Here is a 16524-nt window from a genome sequence, read left to right on the forward strand (position 1 = left end):
TGGTAAAAGAGACATTTCGTAACAGACTAAAAAATATTGCACAAGTTTGGATTATCGTATGTGGTCTTGTAAACCTAAATCTTTGAATAATTATATATTATTTAGGAAAGTTATCTAATTGTATCCCGACGTTTCCACATCGGATTTTACAGTTTTGTTATAATTATTGTCTGATGCGGAAGCATCGAGTTACAAAATGAAATACATCATCACTTTATCATTGCTTACATTATTTTTAAGTTCGGCAATGATGCAAAAAAATACCGTTTCTAAACCCAAATCTGCTAATTTTCAAGCAGATTCTGGAAAGATTATTTACGAAACTTACTGTCTCCCTTGCCACCAAGAGGATGGAAGCGGCGTGCCTAATATGAACCCTCCGTTGGTAAATACAGACTGGGTTCAGGGTGATTCACTCCGACTGATTGATGTTATTCTGAAAGGTCTGAAAAATACAGAAATCAATGGTGATAGTTTTTCTAACGAAATGCCATCTCATGATTTTCTGACGGATAATCAGATTGCGGATGTACTCACTTACGTGCGTAAAAGTTTTGGAAATAAGGCAGGGGCAATTAGTCCCGAAGATGTAAAAAAACAAAGAGCTAAAAAATAAGCTTGTTTATAAAATCTTTAAAAACCTTTCCAAAACTTTTTGGAAAGGTTTTTTTATGTAGTACGGCAATCCTTTGCCATTCATTTAGTATAGCAAATACACGGTAAAATATTACCGTATTGCAATTATGAAAAAATCACAAATACAGTATTTCATCGGGGCAATTTTGGTAATTGTTGGTTCGATATGTTTTGCGGGGAAAGCCGTTTTGGTCAAATATAATTACATTCATTATCATGTGGATACGGTTTCTTTACTCACTCTCAGAATGGTATTTTCTGCTCCGTTTTACTTGATTATTCTCTTTTTTCAGAATAAAAATCAGGCGGAAGTTCCAAAATTAAATGGTAAAGAATGGATTTGGATGTTAGTAATCGGTTTGGTGGGTTACTACTTAGCGGCATTTTTTGATTTTTGGGGTTTAAACTACATTACCGCAAGTGTTGAGAGACTCATTTTGTTTATTTATCCAACTTTGGTAGTAATTCTTTCGGGGATTTTCCTCAAAAAACAAATTCATAAAATTCAATATTTTGCCCTCATTATTACGTATTTAGGCGTAATTTTCGCCTTTATTCCAGACCTTCGCATGGGTTTGCAAAAGGATTTAGTGACAGGCTCATTTTTGATATTTTTGAGTTCGCTCACGTATGCCTTGTACTTGATTGGTTCGGGCGAGATGATTCCTAAAATTGGAGCTTTACGATTTACTTGCTACGCCATGCTGATTTCTACCGCCATGATTATCGTCCATTATTCCGTGTCGATTGGCGGAGGTTTATGGTCGTACCAACCCGAAGTTTATGGATTATCAATCACGATGGCGGTTTTTACAACGGTGATTCCGTCGTTTATGATTTCGGAAGGAATTAAAAGAATTGGCTCTGGTAATGCCTCAATTATTGGCAGTATTGGACCAATTGCTACGATAATTATGGCAAATATTTTCTTGGATGAACATATCTCTACTTGGCAAACTATCGGTACATTCATCGTTTTGGGTGGTGTTTTGATGATTTCTTGGAAAGGGAAAAAGTAAGAACAGGTAGTGGCGAATAGTATTCGCCAACTATAATTTAGAACTGGTGAATTACAATTGGCGAATGCTATTCGCACTACCTTATTTTAACGTCATAGGTTTTGAAACTTATGACGTTTTTGTTTTTACATATAATTCATTCTTCGAGTATTAAAATCCTTCCATTTTCTTCTGAATAAAATACCCCTATTTTCAAAATATAATTTTTTAAACAAAAAAATGAACATTTTTTACAAATACACTAAGGGTAGTAAAATTAATTCTTGTCATAATAATTAGACACGACGTAACAACTGTCTTTATGTTTTAATTACGCTTACTTTCCAAAAACAGACAATTATCTCAATATCAATTAATTGACTTCCCAAAAAAGTCTTTTATCATGTCAGAAAATGTTGCATACGCATTCAACGGGAATTTGCCAAAAATTCGAGTGGTTGATGAACATAGTGTTCAGGGGAAAATCGCAGATGCTGAGGTTTTTATTAGACAAGCATTTCAAGAGGATGCAAAAAAAGGCTATGAACTACTTTTTAGGCGTTATCATCGTGCTTTGTGTAGCCATGCCGTTCGCTTTGTGTATTCCAAAGAAGTAGCGGAAGATATTGTGGGAGACGTTTTTTTGACCTTCTGGAAAAATCAAGTTCAAACAAAAATCACAACTTCTTTTCGCTCGTATTTGTACGCATCCGTCCGTAATAGAGCCTACAATTATCTGCAATGGGAGTTTAAAAATGATTCTGACATTGATGAAATTCCAGAAAACGTCCTGAACCAAGTTTTAGAAGAAACACCTCAAACGATGCTTCAATACGATGAACTTTTTTTGAAAATAGAACATAGCATAACCTCTCTCCCACCCCAATGTCAGCGAGTATTTTTGATGAGTCGCTTTGAAAATAAGAAAAATAAGGAGATAGCCGAAGAATTAGAAATCGCCCTAAAAACCGTGGAAGCACACATTATGAAGGCTTTGTCTCAAATGCGAAAATCATTAGATGGCTATTTAGTTTCGCTTTTTATTTTTCTAATTTTCAGTAACACAGACTTCAGTCTGTAAGTAAAATTACTGGATACAGACTAAAGTCTGTGTTACTCTATTACAGACTAAAGTCTGTGTTACTATTAACAGTAGAACAAACTAAAAATGGACAAATCGGTAAATAAAAATATATTGTTTGAGCTTTTTTCGGGGCGAGCAACTCCGCTACAAAAAAAATTAATTGAACAATGGCTTCTCGAACCCGAAAATCGAGAATTATACTACGAATGGTTAGACGAATGGGAAAACCAGTTTATTCAGATTTTACCAAATACGGAGGATGCACTCCAAAAATCGCTGCAAAAAATTGCTCAGAATGAAGCGTATTTAACGCCCATTTTCGTTGAGCCTACACCTAATTTTTTCCAACAAAATTTTCGTTGGTTGGCGGCTGCGGCGGTTGTTTTGCTGGTTTCTTTTGGCGTTTTTATCACCCGAGATTATATTTTTTATAAAAACTATCAAACGGCTTTTGGAGAAATTCAAAAGATACAATTACCCGATGGTAGCCAAGTTTCGCTTAATGCCAATTCTGCCTTGAAAGTGGCTCGTTTTGGTTTTGGAACAAAAACTCGTGAGGTATTTTTGACGGGTGAAGCCAGTTTCTCAGTCAAACATACCATTGATAATCAGCGATTTATTGTCAAAACTGATAAGAATTTTGAGGTGGAAGTTTTAGGAACCGAATTCAACGTATATGCTCGTCAGAAAGAGGCGAAAGTTGTCTTGAACAAGGGGAAAGTAAAACTGAATTACACCGTTGGGAAAAAGGCAAAACAATTGACCATGAAACCTGGTGATTTGGTTACGTTTAACCGTATTGGACAGGCAAAAGTTCAACAAATTGAACAACCTCAAAACTATTCTGCTTGGCAAGAACACCGCTTTGTCTTTGAACAAACGCCTTTAAAAGAGGTCGCAACGATGATTCAAGAGAATTTTGGAGTAAAAATTGAATTCCGAGATGAAGCCCTATCACAAAGAACTATCTCAGGTGCTTTTCATGCTGAAAATGCCGATGAACTCCTCCAAGTCATTTCCGAATTGTTAGAAATCAACTTTAATAGACAAGATAATAACGTTACTTTTTTTGAATAATTTAAACCCGACTTTTTAGTTATGAAACAAAAACTACGAATGGTTGGCAAAACTTTTTTTGCCTTCACTCTCCTATTTTTGTGGCAAAATTCCAGTTTTGCACAGATGATGGCTTATGCCAAACTCCAAAAATCGCACTCCGAAAGTGTATCAAGCATTAGCTTAAAAGATGCTCTTCGCAATTTAAAATCTCATTATAAAATTGATATTTTATTTGAAGACAAAGTTATTCAAGGCTTTAATGTTTCGAGTAATGCTATTCATTATGACCTAAAATTTGAGAAAAGTTTGGGAAGTATTTTACGTCCGTTAGGCTTACGTTATAAGAAAATAAAGGATGATTCTTATTTAATTTTAGCGGAAAAAAAATCCAAACAAACAGCCGATGTTGATGCCCGATTTCAAGAAACCATTTCGCAAACAACGACTAATATAGCCACGTCGTTTAATGACGGAAAACTTAATGAAAATGAGGTTTTGGCAGTAAAAAATACGTCGAAAATCGAGTCAATTGCTCAAACAATCAGCGGAACAGTTACTGATTCTGAAAGTGGACAAGGTCTGCCAGGCGTAAGTATTGGCATTAAAAATACCACCACAGGCACAAGTACAGATGGCAATGGCAATTTCCGTTTGTCTATTCCTGACGAAAAAACGGTATTGGTTTTTAGCTACGTGGGATATTTAAACCAAGAAGTGAGCGTTGGCAATCGTACCAAAATAAATGTGGCAATGGTTTTAGATACCAAAACGCTTTCGGAAGTGGTTGTGGTTGGGTATGGTAGCCAAGAAAGAAAGGATGTTACAGGGGCAGTTTCAAGCATTAAAACACAGAATATCAAAGATTTACCCGTTACAAGTATCGACCAAAAAATGGCAGGACAAGTAGCAGGCGTACAAGTGAGTCAGGTTTCGGGAGCTCCAGGGGCTGGGCCTGTTATCCGTATTCGTGGAGCAGGTTCATTAGGGGCAGGCGACGACCCTTTGTATGTCATTGATGGTTTCCCTGTAACTAATTATTACAGTAAATTTTCAAATCCATTAAGTACACTTTCACCCGATGATATTGAATCTATTTCGATTTTGAAAGATGCGTCTTCTACGGCAATTTATGGTTCAAGAGGTTCAAATGGCGTTATTTTGATTACTACTAAAAAAGCGAAATCAGGGGTAACGAATGTTGAATTTAGTGCTTATACAGGCACGCAAGTTATTGCAGACCGTAACCGTGTACAAATGATGACGGCTGAACAATTTGCTCAAAATAGAATTGATGGACAAATGCAACTCGCAGGAATTAGAGGTACGGTTTTTAATCTTTCAAGTGTAGCAGAAGCATACAGAAATCCGTCGGCTTTGGGTACAGGAACAGATTGGTTTAAAGAATTAACTCGTTCCGCTCCGATGCAAAATTATAATTTGAGCATCAGTAGAGGAACTGAAAACCTCCGTTCAATGATTTCAATTGGATATTTCAACCAACAAGGAACATTGATGAATACAGATTTTCAACGTTTTTCGGTAAGAGCAAATATTGATGCCAATTTAGGCAAAAAAGTAACTGTGGGCTTAAATGTTGCTCCATCATTCTCAATCAGACATTTAGCCGAAACCGAAGGGCATTTTAATAATGCCATCATTACGCAGTCGTATTTGAACAGTCCTTTACCAAGTGTTTATCAGGCAGACGGTACTTTTACGCCAAGTATTACCTCAGCAGGCTTATTTGTCAATGCCAATCCAGTGAATATGTTGGTAAATACCACCAATAACGCCAATAATATTCGTAGCCTTGCCAATGTGTATTTAGGGGTTGAAATTATGCCAAATTTGAAGTTTTTAACAACTTTTAATGCTGACATTATTTTTGATACGCAAGACAGATTCACGCCAACTTATGTGGGTGGTTTCCGTAATCCACCGCCAACCTTAGCAACTGGAAATAACTTTACGGCTCGTACTTATAACTGGTTATCTGAAAATACGCTTACCTACTCAAAAAGTGTAAAAGAACACCGTTTTACCGTAATGGCGGGATATTCGGCTCAAAAAGAAGTAAATACGAATACTTCTGTCAATGGTAGTGGCTATGCTGATGATGTCATTCAAACGATTAACTCGGCTTTGGCAACGGGCGTAACGGCTGGTGCAGGCGGTGGAAAAGCTTCATTACTTTCCTATCTTGGTCGTGCAACCTATGCTTTCAAAGATAAATATTTGGTCAATGTGGCAGTTCGTCGTGATGGTTCTTCAAAATTTGGAGCGGATAATCGTTGGGGAACATTCCCTTCGGCTTCGGTGGGTTGGAGAATTTCAGAAGAGAAATTTTTCCCACAAAATGACATCGTTGAAGACATAAAACTTCGTGCAAGTTATGGTTTAGCAGGAAATAATAACATCGGAAATTTCACGGCTTTGCAATTATTGAGTTTGGATAACTACGTAATTGGTGGAAAAATTGTTACAGGACAAGCCATTAATTCACTCGGAAATTCAAATTTAGGTTGGGAACAATCAAAACAAACCGATATTGGTTTAGATGCGTCTTTGTTCAAAGGAAAACTCAGTTTGGTACTCGAATTTTATGAGCGTTTTACGCAAAGTATGCTCCAAAGCGTTGATATTCCCGCTTCTTCTGGTTTTACCACTGCCATTACCAATTTAGGAAATGTACGTAACCGAGGCGTTGAAATCTCTTTGAGTAGCCGAAATATTAGCACGAAAAAATTCCACTGGGATACTGATTTTAACATTTCGTTTAACCGTAATAAAGTTATCAATTTGGGAAATCGTACTCGTATTCAATCAGGCGATAATGGTAGTATTACCTTAGTTGACCAACCGATGGGCTTATTTTATGGCTATAAAAAAGCAGGTGGATTCTTCAATACTGCCGATGATTTAGCCAAATATCCACGTGCTTCGGTGCAAACAATTGGTAGTATTCGCTTTGAAGACATCAACGGAGATGGCAAAATTGACGGCAATGACCAAACCGTAATTGGTAGTCCTTACGCAGATTTTACGTGGGGCATGACCAACCGAGTAACCTACGGAAATTTAGATTTTTCTGTTTTGGTAAATGGTTCGCAAGGCGGACAAATTCTCGATTTTTACAAGCGTTTTACTTATAATCAAGATGGTGTTTTCAATCTTCATTCCGACGTATTGAACGCCTATAAAGACGTTAATAATCAAGGAAATGGCAATGTTCAAAGCACAGGTTCGGCATTATCAGGTGATTCATTTTCAAGAAATACCAGCGATGCTTGGGTGCAGGATGCCTCGTATATGGTAGTTAGAAATGTAACATTAGGCTACAATTTCAAACCTAAAAAATACGTAAAAGGGCTTCGTTTGTACTTCTCTGGACAAAACTTATTGACGGTTTCGCCATACAAAGGGGCATTTCCAGAAGTTGGATTTAATGGAAATAATTCATTAGCACCAGGCGTAAACTACGGAAGTTATCCAATTGCCGCCACTTACACTGTGGGACTTAACTGTAAATTTTAATCAAGACGAAAATGAAAAAATTAACGATACTTTTACTCACATTTGCGTTGGTTTCATGCAAGGATAATTTCCTTGAATTGACACCCGACACCAATGGGTCAGCGGGCAGTTTTTACCAAACCAAAGACCAATTTATCCAAGCCATCAACGCTGCTTATTCACCTTTGCAGGGCATTCATAATAACACGATTTGGCTTTTTGCGGAATTGCGTTCGGACAATACTTCGTACCAACAAAATACCGCTGACCGCTCAGGAACGATTCGGGAAGAATTGGACGAATTCCGTGAAAACGACCAAAACGCCAATTTTCAGTCGTTTTTTAATGCCAGTTATTTAGGAATTAGTCGGTGTAATTTACTGTTAACCAAAATTCAATCGGCTACTTTCGACCAAGCTTCTCGCAATCAAATTGAAGGCGAAGCCCGTTTTTTAAGAGCCTATTATTACTTTAATTTAAGTAGAGTTTTTGGCGATGTGCCTTTGATTTTGAAAGAAGTAACTTCACCCGAAGAAGCCTTCGCCACTGCTCCAAGAGTAGCCGAAGCACAAGTGTTAGCCGCAATTATTGATGATTTTAAGGTTGCGATTACAAAACTCCCTGCAAAATATACGGCAACGGACATTGGTAGAGCCACTTCGGGAGCAGCAAAAGCGTTGTTAGGCGAAGTTTACTTAACTCAGAAAAATTATACTTTGGCAACGGAAGTTTTGAAAGGAATTGAAGCCGAAGGTGGTTATTCATTAGTAGCAAATTATGCGGATAATTTCAAAAAGAAAAACGGTTCTGAATCAATATTTGAGGTGCAATTTGTAGAAGGCGTAGGCGGAAAAGTTAGTAATTTTATCTATTCTTTTGCTCCTTATAATTCTGGAACACTGGCTACGGGTTATGCCTTGGGTTCGGGTGCGGCAGCAGGTTGGAACATTCCTACGCAAGATTTAATCAATGCTTATGAACCTGTTGATAAACGTTTGGCAGCTTCTATTAATACGAGTTTCACAGACCCAACGACTAAAAAAATAGTACCTTTTATTCAAAAATACTCGAATCCACCTTATTTAGAGCGTTTTAACACGGGTGATAATTTTATCGTTTCTCGTTTGGCAGATGTATTATTGATGCAAGCTGAGGCGTTAAATGAAGCAAGTTTTCCGAATGCTGATGCGTTTACCTTGCTCAATCGTGTGCGCACCAGAGCAGGACTTTCAGCTAAAACGGCTGATAATAGTGATGCAAAATTGAAAATTTCTTCGCAAGCGGAATTCAGAATGGCAATAGCCCAAGAACGTAGAATTGAATTAGCATTTGAAAATCACCGTTGGTTTGATTTGGTTCGTACAGGACAAGCAGTTTCAGTAATGACGGCTCACGCAACGGCTGAGAAAACATTGAAAAGTTATATTTTACCAAGTTCTTTCGCAACGATAAACTTAAAATTTCCTTATCCGTATAGAGAGGTACAAATAACGAAATAGATAAATTTACAATAGACCACAGATTGTACGGATTTAGCGGATTTATACAGATTTTTAATTTATCTGTTTGAAGCTAAAAATTCGTCTAATTTGTGGTTTATTGTTAGGTAAGGGTGAATAGCATTCCCCCTTTTAAATTTGGGAATTGGATGAATGCTATTCATCCCTACCTAAATGATGTATAAAAATCATCAAATCTGAAATAAAATCTGTGTAAATCTGCTGAATCCGTAAAATCTGTGGTCTATCTTCCAAGATAATTCTGTATCCAAAATATGAAAACACTCATCAAAATACTCTTTTTCCTCTTTCTATGGAACAATATTTTTGCTCAAATCTCAGATAAAACCTTCCAAAATCCGCCCTCAGAATACGGGATTCGGTGTTGGTGGTGGTGGCTCAATGGCAATGTAACCAAAGAAGCAATTACCCGAGATTTACACGAAATGAAAGCCAAAGGATTTAGTGGGGCGTGTATTTTTGATGCAGGTGGACAAAATCAGCGAGGCAATGGCGATGTTCCCGAAGGCCCACTTTGGGGTTCGCCCGCTTGGCGTGAATTGTACCTCCATGCCATCAACGAAGCCGACCGTTTGGGTTTGGTCATGTCGTTGAGTATTCAAAGTGGTTGGAATTTGGGCGGTCCCGACATTAGTCCTGCCGAAGCCGCCAAACAAGTCGTTTTTTCAGAAATAAAAGTACAAGGCGGTACTAAAATCCAACAAATTTTGCCCCAACCCCAAGGACACGACGGTTTTTATCAAGATATTGTCGTATTGGCAATTCCGACAAAAAACTTCCCAAATCGTCAGTCAATCAGAGATTTTCAGAACAAAGCAGCTACCAAAGAAGTAGGTTGGTCTGTTCCCGAAACTCGTCCACTTTTAACGGATATTCCAGCAACCGAAGGCGAAGAAGATGCAAGCGTAGGACAGGTCTCCAACCTGTCTAAATTCGTAAAAGAGGGTATTTTAGACTGGGAGGCTCCCGCAGGTGAATGGACAATAATTCGCTTTGGCTATGCCCCAACGGGTGCGGAAGTATCAACATCCAGTGGAAAATGGCAAGGGCGAGTGATTGATTACACGAGCGAAAAACATTTTAATCGTTATTGGGATACCAACGTTGAGCCATTATTAAAAATGATTGGTGATAAAGCAGGCAAAACGTTGAAATACCTACAAACAGATAGTTTTGAAGCGGGTGGCATGAATTGGTCGGATAAATTTGAAGACGAATTTAAAAAACGTCGTGGTTATGACCCAACGCCTTATTTGCCCATTTTAGCAGGAAAAATCATTGAAAATCGTGAAACAAGTAACCGTTTTTTAACGGATTTACGCAAAACTTTGAGTGATTGTATTTCCGATAATCACTACCGAGTATTTGCAAAACGTGCCAGAGAATACGGTATGGGTATTCAACCCGAATCTGCAGGGCCTCACGCAGGACCTTTCGACGGACTCAAAAACTACGGACATTCAGAAATTATGATGTCGGAATTTTGGTCGCCTTCGCCTCACCGTTCCAAAGATATTGACCGCTTTTTTGTAAAACAGGCGGCAAGTGCAGCTAAAATCTTCAATAAAACATTGGTCGGAGCAGAATCATTTACGACCATTGGTCCCCATTGGAATGATGTTATTTGGGCGGATATGAAACCTTCAGCCGACCACGAATTTTGTGCGGGATTGAACCTCGTTTATTTGCATACCTTCACTTGTTCGCCCAAAGAAATGGGTTTGCCAGGGCAAGAATATTTTGCAGGAACGCATTTCAATCCCAATGTAACTTGGTGGGATTATTCAACGGGATTTATTCAATATTTAACCCGAATTCAGTATTTAATGCAAACGGGAACATCGCAAGCGGACGTTTTATATTATTATGGCGACCACATTCCTAACATCGGACGATTTAAAGATGATGACCCCGCCAAAGCCTTGCCCGATTATGATTATGACTTAATCAATGAAGATAAATTGATGGATTTATCGGTAAAAAATGGCAAAATTTATCTTCCGCATGGCGTTTCTTATCAGGTTTTAGCTTTGCCCAATCATCAAATAATGTCTTTGAAAGCCTTACGCAAAATCAAAGAATTAGTAGAAAATGGAGCAACCGTTATCGGTGAAAAGCCCTTAGCAACTGCCAGTTTGGTAAGCGGAAATGACGCAGAAAAAGAACTCAAAAATATTACTGAACAACTATGGAATGGCGTGGGGGCGAATCAAATTCGCCCACTAACTGCCAAAGAAGCCTTGATAAATAAAGGTATTTTAGCCGATTGCCAATTTATCAACAAACCCGAAGGCAAGACATTCGACTATATTCACCGCACCGCTGAAGACGTTGAGTATTATTTTATCAGTAACCAACAAAAAGAATCACTTTCGTTGACAGCGGCATTCAGAATTACGGGAAAACAACCCGAATTATGGAATGCGGTTACGGGTGAAATTAGTCCTGCTAAGAATTTTTACCAAGAAAATGGCAGAACTTTCGTTGATTTATCTTTTAATCCAAACGGGTCAATTTTTGTGGTTTTTAGAAAAGATATTCCCAATAGCACAACCGCAAAATCTAAAAATAACCCATTGATTTATAAATCATTACAAGAAATAAACAATACTTGGAACGTAAGTTTTGACCCCAAATGGGGAGGTCCAAAATCGGTTAAGTTTGATAAATTAATCAGTTGGACAGACAGACCCGAAGACGGCATTAAATTCTATTCGGGAAAGGCAATTTATACGACAACATTCGATGTAAATACACCCATAAAAGACGTAAAAATACTTGATTTGGGCGAAGTAAAAGACGTTGGCATTGCCAAAGTAAAAGTGAATGGGAAAGATTTTGGCATTTTGTGGTGTCCGCCTTATCAAATTTTAGTTGCAGGTTTATTGAAAGAAAAAGGAAATATTATAGAAATAGAAGTCGTAAATACATGGCGAAATCGCTTAATTGGCGACCGTGAAAAACCACAAAATGAACGTTTTACGAAAACCAATGTAACCGTAAAACCAGATTGGCAATTACAACCTTCGGGGCTTTTGGGACCTGTAAGATTGTTAGATTAAGCTATTTTTTGAAAATATCAATGGCTAATTTCCCAATTGACCCTTTACCACCAACTGCCCAAATGCCATTCCCCGCAATACTGATGGAATGAAAAGGCGTTTTGTCAATCATTATCCAAGATTTACCAAAATCCTTTGAAAAACAAGTTCCTGATGGCCCAACGGCTATCAGGATTTTCTTTTTATAAATACCAATGCATTCTTTCAATCCAACAGGATTTGTTTGCGTTGTATTTTGCCAAGTTTTCCCACCGTCTGCAGTTAATAAAACATTAGGAATGGCTTTTTCAACTTCTTGATAATCCCCACCAACAGCTATTCCGTGCTGATTATCCCAAAATCTCAATCCAAATAAACCATTGGTTTTCCCTGCTGGCATATCGGTTTTTACAACCGACCAAGTTTCACCTTGATTTTCGGTTCTGAAAATACGAGCAAACTCTCCTCCGCCCGTACAGATATAAGCTTGCTTCGTTCCAACTATAATCAAACTTGTTCCACTGGCAGCAAAAGCCGCTTCATTTTCTTGGTTTTTAGGAATATTAACCGCATTGATTGGCGACCAAGATTTACCGCCATCTTTTGTTTTTATGATGAAAAACTTACCTTCAATGGGGTCACTAAAAGCAATACCATTTTGTTTGTCCCAAAAATCTATTCCGTCAAAAAATACGCCTTTTTGAGTAGTTTCATAAACAATTTCCCAAGATTTACCACCGTCTTCTGTTCTATAAAACTTCGCATTTCCTTGTTCTGCTTCACCCGCACTCATCAAAATGGCATTCTTATCGTCAAAAGCATGAACGTCTCTGAAATCAAGCTTTTCAGCACCTAAAACTTGATGTGTCTCCCAAGATTTCCCACCATCATTTGTTTTTAAAAATGTTCCTTTTGCCCCTCCTATCCAAACAATTTTATCTGAAACAGCACAAATAGCCCTAAAACTTACTTCGGTATTTGATGCCTGTTTTTGCCATTGAGCATTTACTTGAAAAGTAATGAATATCCCCAATAAAACCTTTTGAATCTTTTTCATATTATAAATTTTACTTTTACGAAAATAACAAAAAAGGCTCAAAATTAATATTTTGAGCCTTTTAATCTTCTTTAGGTCGATTCTATCTTAATTTTTTAATGCTATTGAGTATTTCTAAAGCATCTTTTTCAGCAGTAGCATCTTTATCATCAAAATTAATTTCTACTACAATATTTGTGTGTGAATTTGGGACAATCAAACCTGCTAACATGATACGGTCACCATCTTTAAATCCTTCAACATAGAAACCGTCTAATCCATTAATATGCACTTCGTGAGCAGCATCAACTTCTGTCATTTTCAATTTCAAGGCATAGCTTGCCACCGCTTCATCCATATCGTCAACCGCAATATTTTCCTCCCAAACATCTACATAAACCTCCATACCTTCACCTTCTGCTCTAAACTCTTCATCCGTATTTTTAGTGACTTTAAAATCATCGTGCAAGGTCATTGCTACTTTGTAATAATTCCAAACAAACTGCTGTTGAGCTGAAGCTGAAATGCTAATAATCATTAGCAAAATGATACTTAATAATATTTTTTTCATTGGTATGTATGGTTAAATTGTTTTAAACTTGTCAAAGGTAAAATAAAAATTCAATTCATTTTAAGGTAGTTTTACGGTATTTATAGGGAATGGAAAACATTTATTTTACTGCCGAAATCAACAGTATATAGCAGATTTTACTCGTTAAAATACAAACAAAAAGCCTTCTTTAATTTCTTAAAGAAGGCTTTTGAAATTTTATACACAGAAATATTTTATCTGTTGATAATAATACGTTTTGCTAAATCAAAACCTGATGCTTTAAAACGAAGCATATATTCTCCTTCTGGCTGATTTCTTAAATCTACAATTAATTTACCTTTAATTGAAGGAACAGTTCCTGTATAGATTAATCTTCCTAAAAGGTCATAAATAATGACTTCTGGATTCTCATAATCTGCTAAAGTTTCAATAGTTAACAAACCATTACTTGGGTTTGGATAAATTGATAAACCTTTGAAATCTGGGTCTTCTTTGAAATTAAATGGTTTTACAAAATCAGAGAAACAAGCTAATGTATTTGTTGGAGCTGGCACTGTAAATACTGTTTTTTTACGAGCAGTATAATCACCATAACGATTCGCTTTGATAACTCCTTCAGTAAATTTCAATACTTCTGTTCCATATTTCCATTCATAATCTGTTCCGTCAGGGAAGTTAACTGCTTTCAAAGTAAACGTTCCATCTTTATCAATACTTGATGCAGATACATCTGGGTTATTTCTAACAATAATGGCTAATGGAAGTGATTTTGGAGAAATACAACCTGTTGTTGCATCTTTAGCAGTGGCTGTATATTCACGAGAAATATCAATAAACTTACCATCTGCACCAATTGCGGTTAATGTTAATGTTTTAGCAACTAAACCTGTACTCCAAGTTACTTCATTTTGGCTTATCGCAATAAGATTTACACTATTTGGTTTTGTATAATCCGCATTACTTCTTGCACAAAAAGCCAATGGACCGTCAGCCGATACCGTTGGAACAGGAGGTAAAGGCAATGCAATGGTAGTTACTGGCTCAGATACAGGAGATAAGCAATTACGAGGGTCAAGCACACGTACAGTAAATGTTGCAGAATTTTTAACAGTCAAAGATTTTGTTGAATCTGTTGTACTCCAACGATAACGAGTTCTTTCTCCATTTATTAAGTCAGATGATGTCAAAATTACGCTTTGGTCGGCACAGAATGAAAGTGGACCGCTTGCAGTAATTGTTGGTTTTGCTGGCAAAGCATATACTGTAACTTTCACAGGGTCTGAAGTTGGAGAAAGACAGTTATTAATATCTCTTACTGCAACTGTAAAATCACCAGAAGTATTAACATTAATGGCACGAGTTGTTGCTTTCGTACTCCAAATATAAACGGTGTTTGGAGTAGAAGATAAATTAACATTTCCTCCACTACAAAATGCAAGTGGACCATCAGCAGAAATTACAGGTTTAGCAGGCAATCTAAAAACAGTAATTGTTGTTGTATCTGAAGGTTTAGACACACAACCGCTTGTATCAATTACTTGTACAGCATATTTTCCAACTGCTGAAATATTTTTAATACTTGGCGTAGTAGCACCATTACTCCACTTATATTTAAAGCCTAAACTCGAAACCAAAGAAAGTGTATCTCCTTGACAAATGGCAGCTCCAGTTTTTGAAGGAGTGATTACAGGTTTTGCAGGAACTCTTAACGCTCTTACAGAAACAACATCTGATAAAGGTGATTTACAACTTAATATTGTTCCAATCGCTAATGCCTGAATTTTAGCAGTTTTATTGAAGGATTTTATAAAACTTTTCGAACCTAAGCTATCTTGTTTAGTACCATTTACATACCATTCGTATTTAGTTACAAATTGTGTTGAATCTGATTTTAAAGAAATTGATTTGTCCTCACAAAATGTACTATCACTTGCCGTAACTTTTGGTTTTGGAACAGAAAAGAACTCTGCATAAACTTGACCTTGTGCAAATACACGAACATTAGGACAGTCTTGAGATGTTACTGAAAGAAAATAATATCCAGATTTTGTAACTTTTAATTCTGGAGAACCTTGTCCTTTTGTTGATTCATCAATCAAATAACCATAAGTTGTTTGGGTAATACCTCTTTCCCAAGAATAGATAAGCTTAGTATCCGTAAGACTTGATTTTAAAGTAATTTCTTGTCCTTCACAAACCACTTTGCTATCTTGAGTAATAAATGGAACTGCACTCGGAGCAGCCAAATATCTAATAAACAAACTTTGTGAACGAGGGCTTTCTTCTCCAAATTCTGTACAAGTAGCATAAACAACTATATCACTTGTTACATCTAAATATTTTAAATCAGATTGCGGTAGGTTTACCCCAAGATTTGCTCCATTAGAATCGTACCACTGGATAAATCCATTACCACAACCTTTTGCTTGAAGTTGTGCAACCATTCTGGCATCCCCAGCCGCTTGATAACCACATCTGTCCACACCTAAATATGCAACAGCGGGTGCTGCGGGAGGAATAGCTACTGAAGTCGTTTTTTTAGAAGTCGGAGTATCGTTTTCCTTCGCCCATACAGATACGGACGTTGCAACGAATAAAAGGACTAAAAAAATCTTATGAGTAAGGTTGTTCATAATTAATAATATTTGGATAAGAATTTTTAGGTTAAGATTGATGCCAAAAGTTATTGCAAAATGGCAAAATACAAATTGATTTTACCAGATGGATTTTGGCTAAATCAAAACTTTATCAAATGACAAGTAAATTTAAGTTAAGAACGGCTATAAACCATACAAAAGTGTTCAAACTTTTTAAACGGTCAGTTCTTTTTAGGAATAATATATTTAGCAAAAAAAACTCAAAAAACCATAACTGACTGATATAAAGACACTTAACCTTAATACCATTTTATTGTCTCTATTGCTTACTATCCCATAGACGGTTATCAATCCAAAAGGGTTGTTTGTAATGGTACGATTTGTTTAAGATTTAGTCATTTTGAAAAATATCGAAGCTTTAAGCATTTTAATTAATCTTCATGTATTATCTTTGAAAACTATTAATCATTTTATATTTTTTATAATA

10 protein-coding genes are annotated in these 16524 nt (G+C 36.8%); 7 read left to right on the forward strand and 3 right to left on the reverse strand.

Annotated elements, in window-relative coordinates:
- Positions 1 to 196: 196 nt before the first annotated feature.
- The 7 genes from VB796_RS20100 (at position 197) to VB796_RS20130 (ending at position 11872) form a co-directional block, all read left to right on the forward strand.
- On the forward strand, positions 197 to 616 hold the full coding sequence (locus VB796_RS20100; RefSeq protein WP_323348383.1) for a cytochrome c: 420 nt from the start codon (positions 197 to 199) through the stop codon (positions 614 to 616).
- A 127-nt stretch (positions 617 to 743) separates the two neighbouring features.
- On the forward strand, positions 744 to 1655 hold the full coding sequence (locus VB796_RS20105; protein ID WP_323348384.1) for a DMT family transporter: 912 nt from the start codon (positions 744 to 746) through the stop codon (positions 1653 to 1655).
- A gap of 382 nt (positions 1656 to 2037) precedes the next feature.
- The gene (locus tag VB796_RS20110) at positions 2038 to 2715 is read left to right on the forward strand and encodes an RNA polymerase sigma-70 factor (protein WP_323348385.1); all 678 of its coding nucleotides are present in this window, start codon (positions 2038 to 2040) and stop codon (positions 2713 to 2715) included.
- A gap of 87 nt (positions 2716 to 2802) precedes the next feature.
- The gene (locus VB796_RS20115) at positions 2803 to 3795 is read left to right on the forward strand and encodes a FecR family protein (protein WP_323348386.1); all 993 of its coding nucleotides are present in this window, start codon (positions 2803 to 2805) and stop codon (positions 3793 to 3795) included.
- 21 nt (positions 3796 to 3816) lie between these two features.
- Positions 3817 to 7311 (forward strand): TonB-dependent receptor, encoded by a 3495-nt coding sequence (locus tag VB796_RS20120; protein ID WP_323348387.1) that lies wholly within the window; start codon positions 3817 to 3819, stop codon positions 7309 to 7311.
- An 11-nt stretch (positions 7312 to 7322) separates the two neighbouring features.
- Positions 7323 to 8789 (forward strand): RagB/SusD family nutrient uptake outer membrane protein, encoded by a 1467-nt coding sequence (locus VB796_RS20125; protein WP_323348388.1) that lies wholly within the window; start codon positions 7323 to 7325, stop codon positions 8787 to 8789.
- A 275-nt stretch (positions 8790 to 9064) separates the two neighbouring features.
- The gene (locus VB796_RS20130; protein ID WP_323348389.1) at positions 9065 to 11872 is read left to right on the forward strand and encodes a glycosyl hydrolase; all 2808 of its coding nucleotides are present in this window, start codon (positions 9065 to 9067) and stop codon (positions 11870 to 11872) included.
- 1 nt (position 11873) lies between these two features.
- Here the strand turns inward: VB796_RS20130 and VB796_RS20135 are convergent, their stop codons facing one another.
- The 3 genes from VB796_RS20135 to VB796_RS20145 all read right to left on the reverse strand — a co-directional run bounded on the left by VB796_RS20135 (position 11874) and on the right by VB796_RS20145 (position 16073).
- Complete coding sequence (locus VB796_RS20135; RefSeq protein WP_323348390.1) at positions 11874 to 12908, reverse strand: oxidoreductase; 1035 nt, start codon at positions 12906 to 12908, stop codon at positions 11874 to 11876.
- An 82-nt stretch (positions 12909 to 12990) separates the two neighbouring features.
- A complete protein-coding gene (locus VB796_RS20140; protein ID WP_323348391.1) occupies positions 12991 to 13458 on the reverse strand; it encodes a hypothetical protein in 468 nt (155 codons plus the stop codon).
- Positions 13459 to 13673: 215 nt separating this feature from the next.
- Positions 13674 to 16073 (reverse strand): T9SS type A sorting domain-containing protein, encoded by a 2400-nt coding sequence (locus VB796_RS20145; protein WP_323348392.1) that lies wholly within the window; start codon positions 16071 to 16073, stop codon positions 13674 to 13676.
- Between the last annotated feature and the right edge of the window lie 451 nt (positions 16074 to 16524).

This window comes from Arcicella sp. LKC2W (genome assembly GCF_034931005.1).
Classification (GTDB): Bacteria; Bacteroidota; Bacteroidia; order Cytophagales; family Spirosomataceae; genus Arcicella.

Bases quoted from the DNA above. Each gene is read 5' to 3' on its own strand.
- VB796_RS20135 (WP_323348390.1), bottom strand. From the start codon at position 12,908: ATGAAAAAGATTCAAAAGGTTTTATTGGGGATATTCATTACTTTTCAA.
- VB796_RS20140 (WP_323348391.1), bottom strand. From the start codon at position 13,458: ATGAAAAAAATATTATTAAGTATCATTTTGCTAATGATTATTAGCATT.
- VB796_RS20105 (WP_323348384.1), top strand. From the start codon at position 744: ATGAAAAAATCACAAATACAGTATTTCATCGGGGCAATTTTGGTAATT.
- VB796_RS20130 (WP_323348389.1), top strand. From the start codon at position 9,065: ATGAAAACACTCATCAAAATACTCTTTTTCCTCTTTCTATGGAACAAT.
- VB796_RS20120 (WP_323348387.1), top strand. From the start codon at position 3,817: ATGAAACAAAAACTACGAATGGTTGGCAAAACTTTTTTTGCCTTCACT.
- VB796_RS20125 (WP_323348388.1), top strand. From the start codon at position 7,323: ATGAAAAAATTAACGATACTTTTACTCACATTTGCGTTGGTTTCATGC.
- VB796_RS20115 (WP_323348386.1), top strand. From the start codon at position 2,803: ATGGACAAATCGGTAAATAAAAATATATTGTTTGAGCTTTTTTCGGGG.
- VB796_RS20110 (WP_323348385.1), top strand. From the start codon at position 2,038: ATGTCAGAAAATGTTGCATACGCATTCAACGGGAATTTGCCAAAAATT.
- VB796_RS20100 (WP_323348383.1), top strand. From the start codon at position 197: ATGAAATACATCATCACTTTATCATTGCTTACATTATTTTTAAGTTCG.
- VB796_RS20145 (WP_323348392.1), bottom strand. From the start codon at position 16,073: ATGAACAACCTTACTCATAAGATTTTTTTAGTCCTTTTATTCGTTGCA.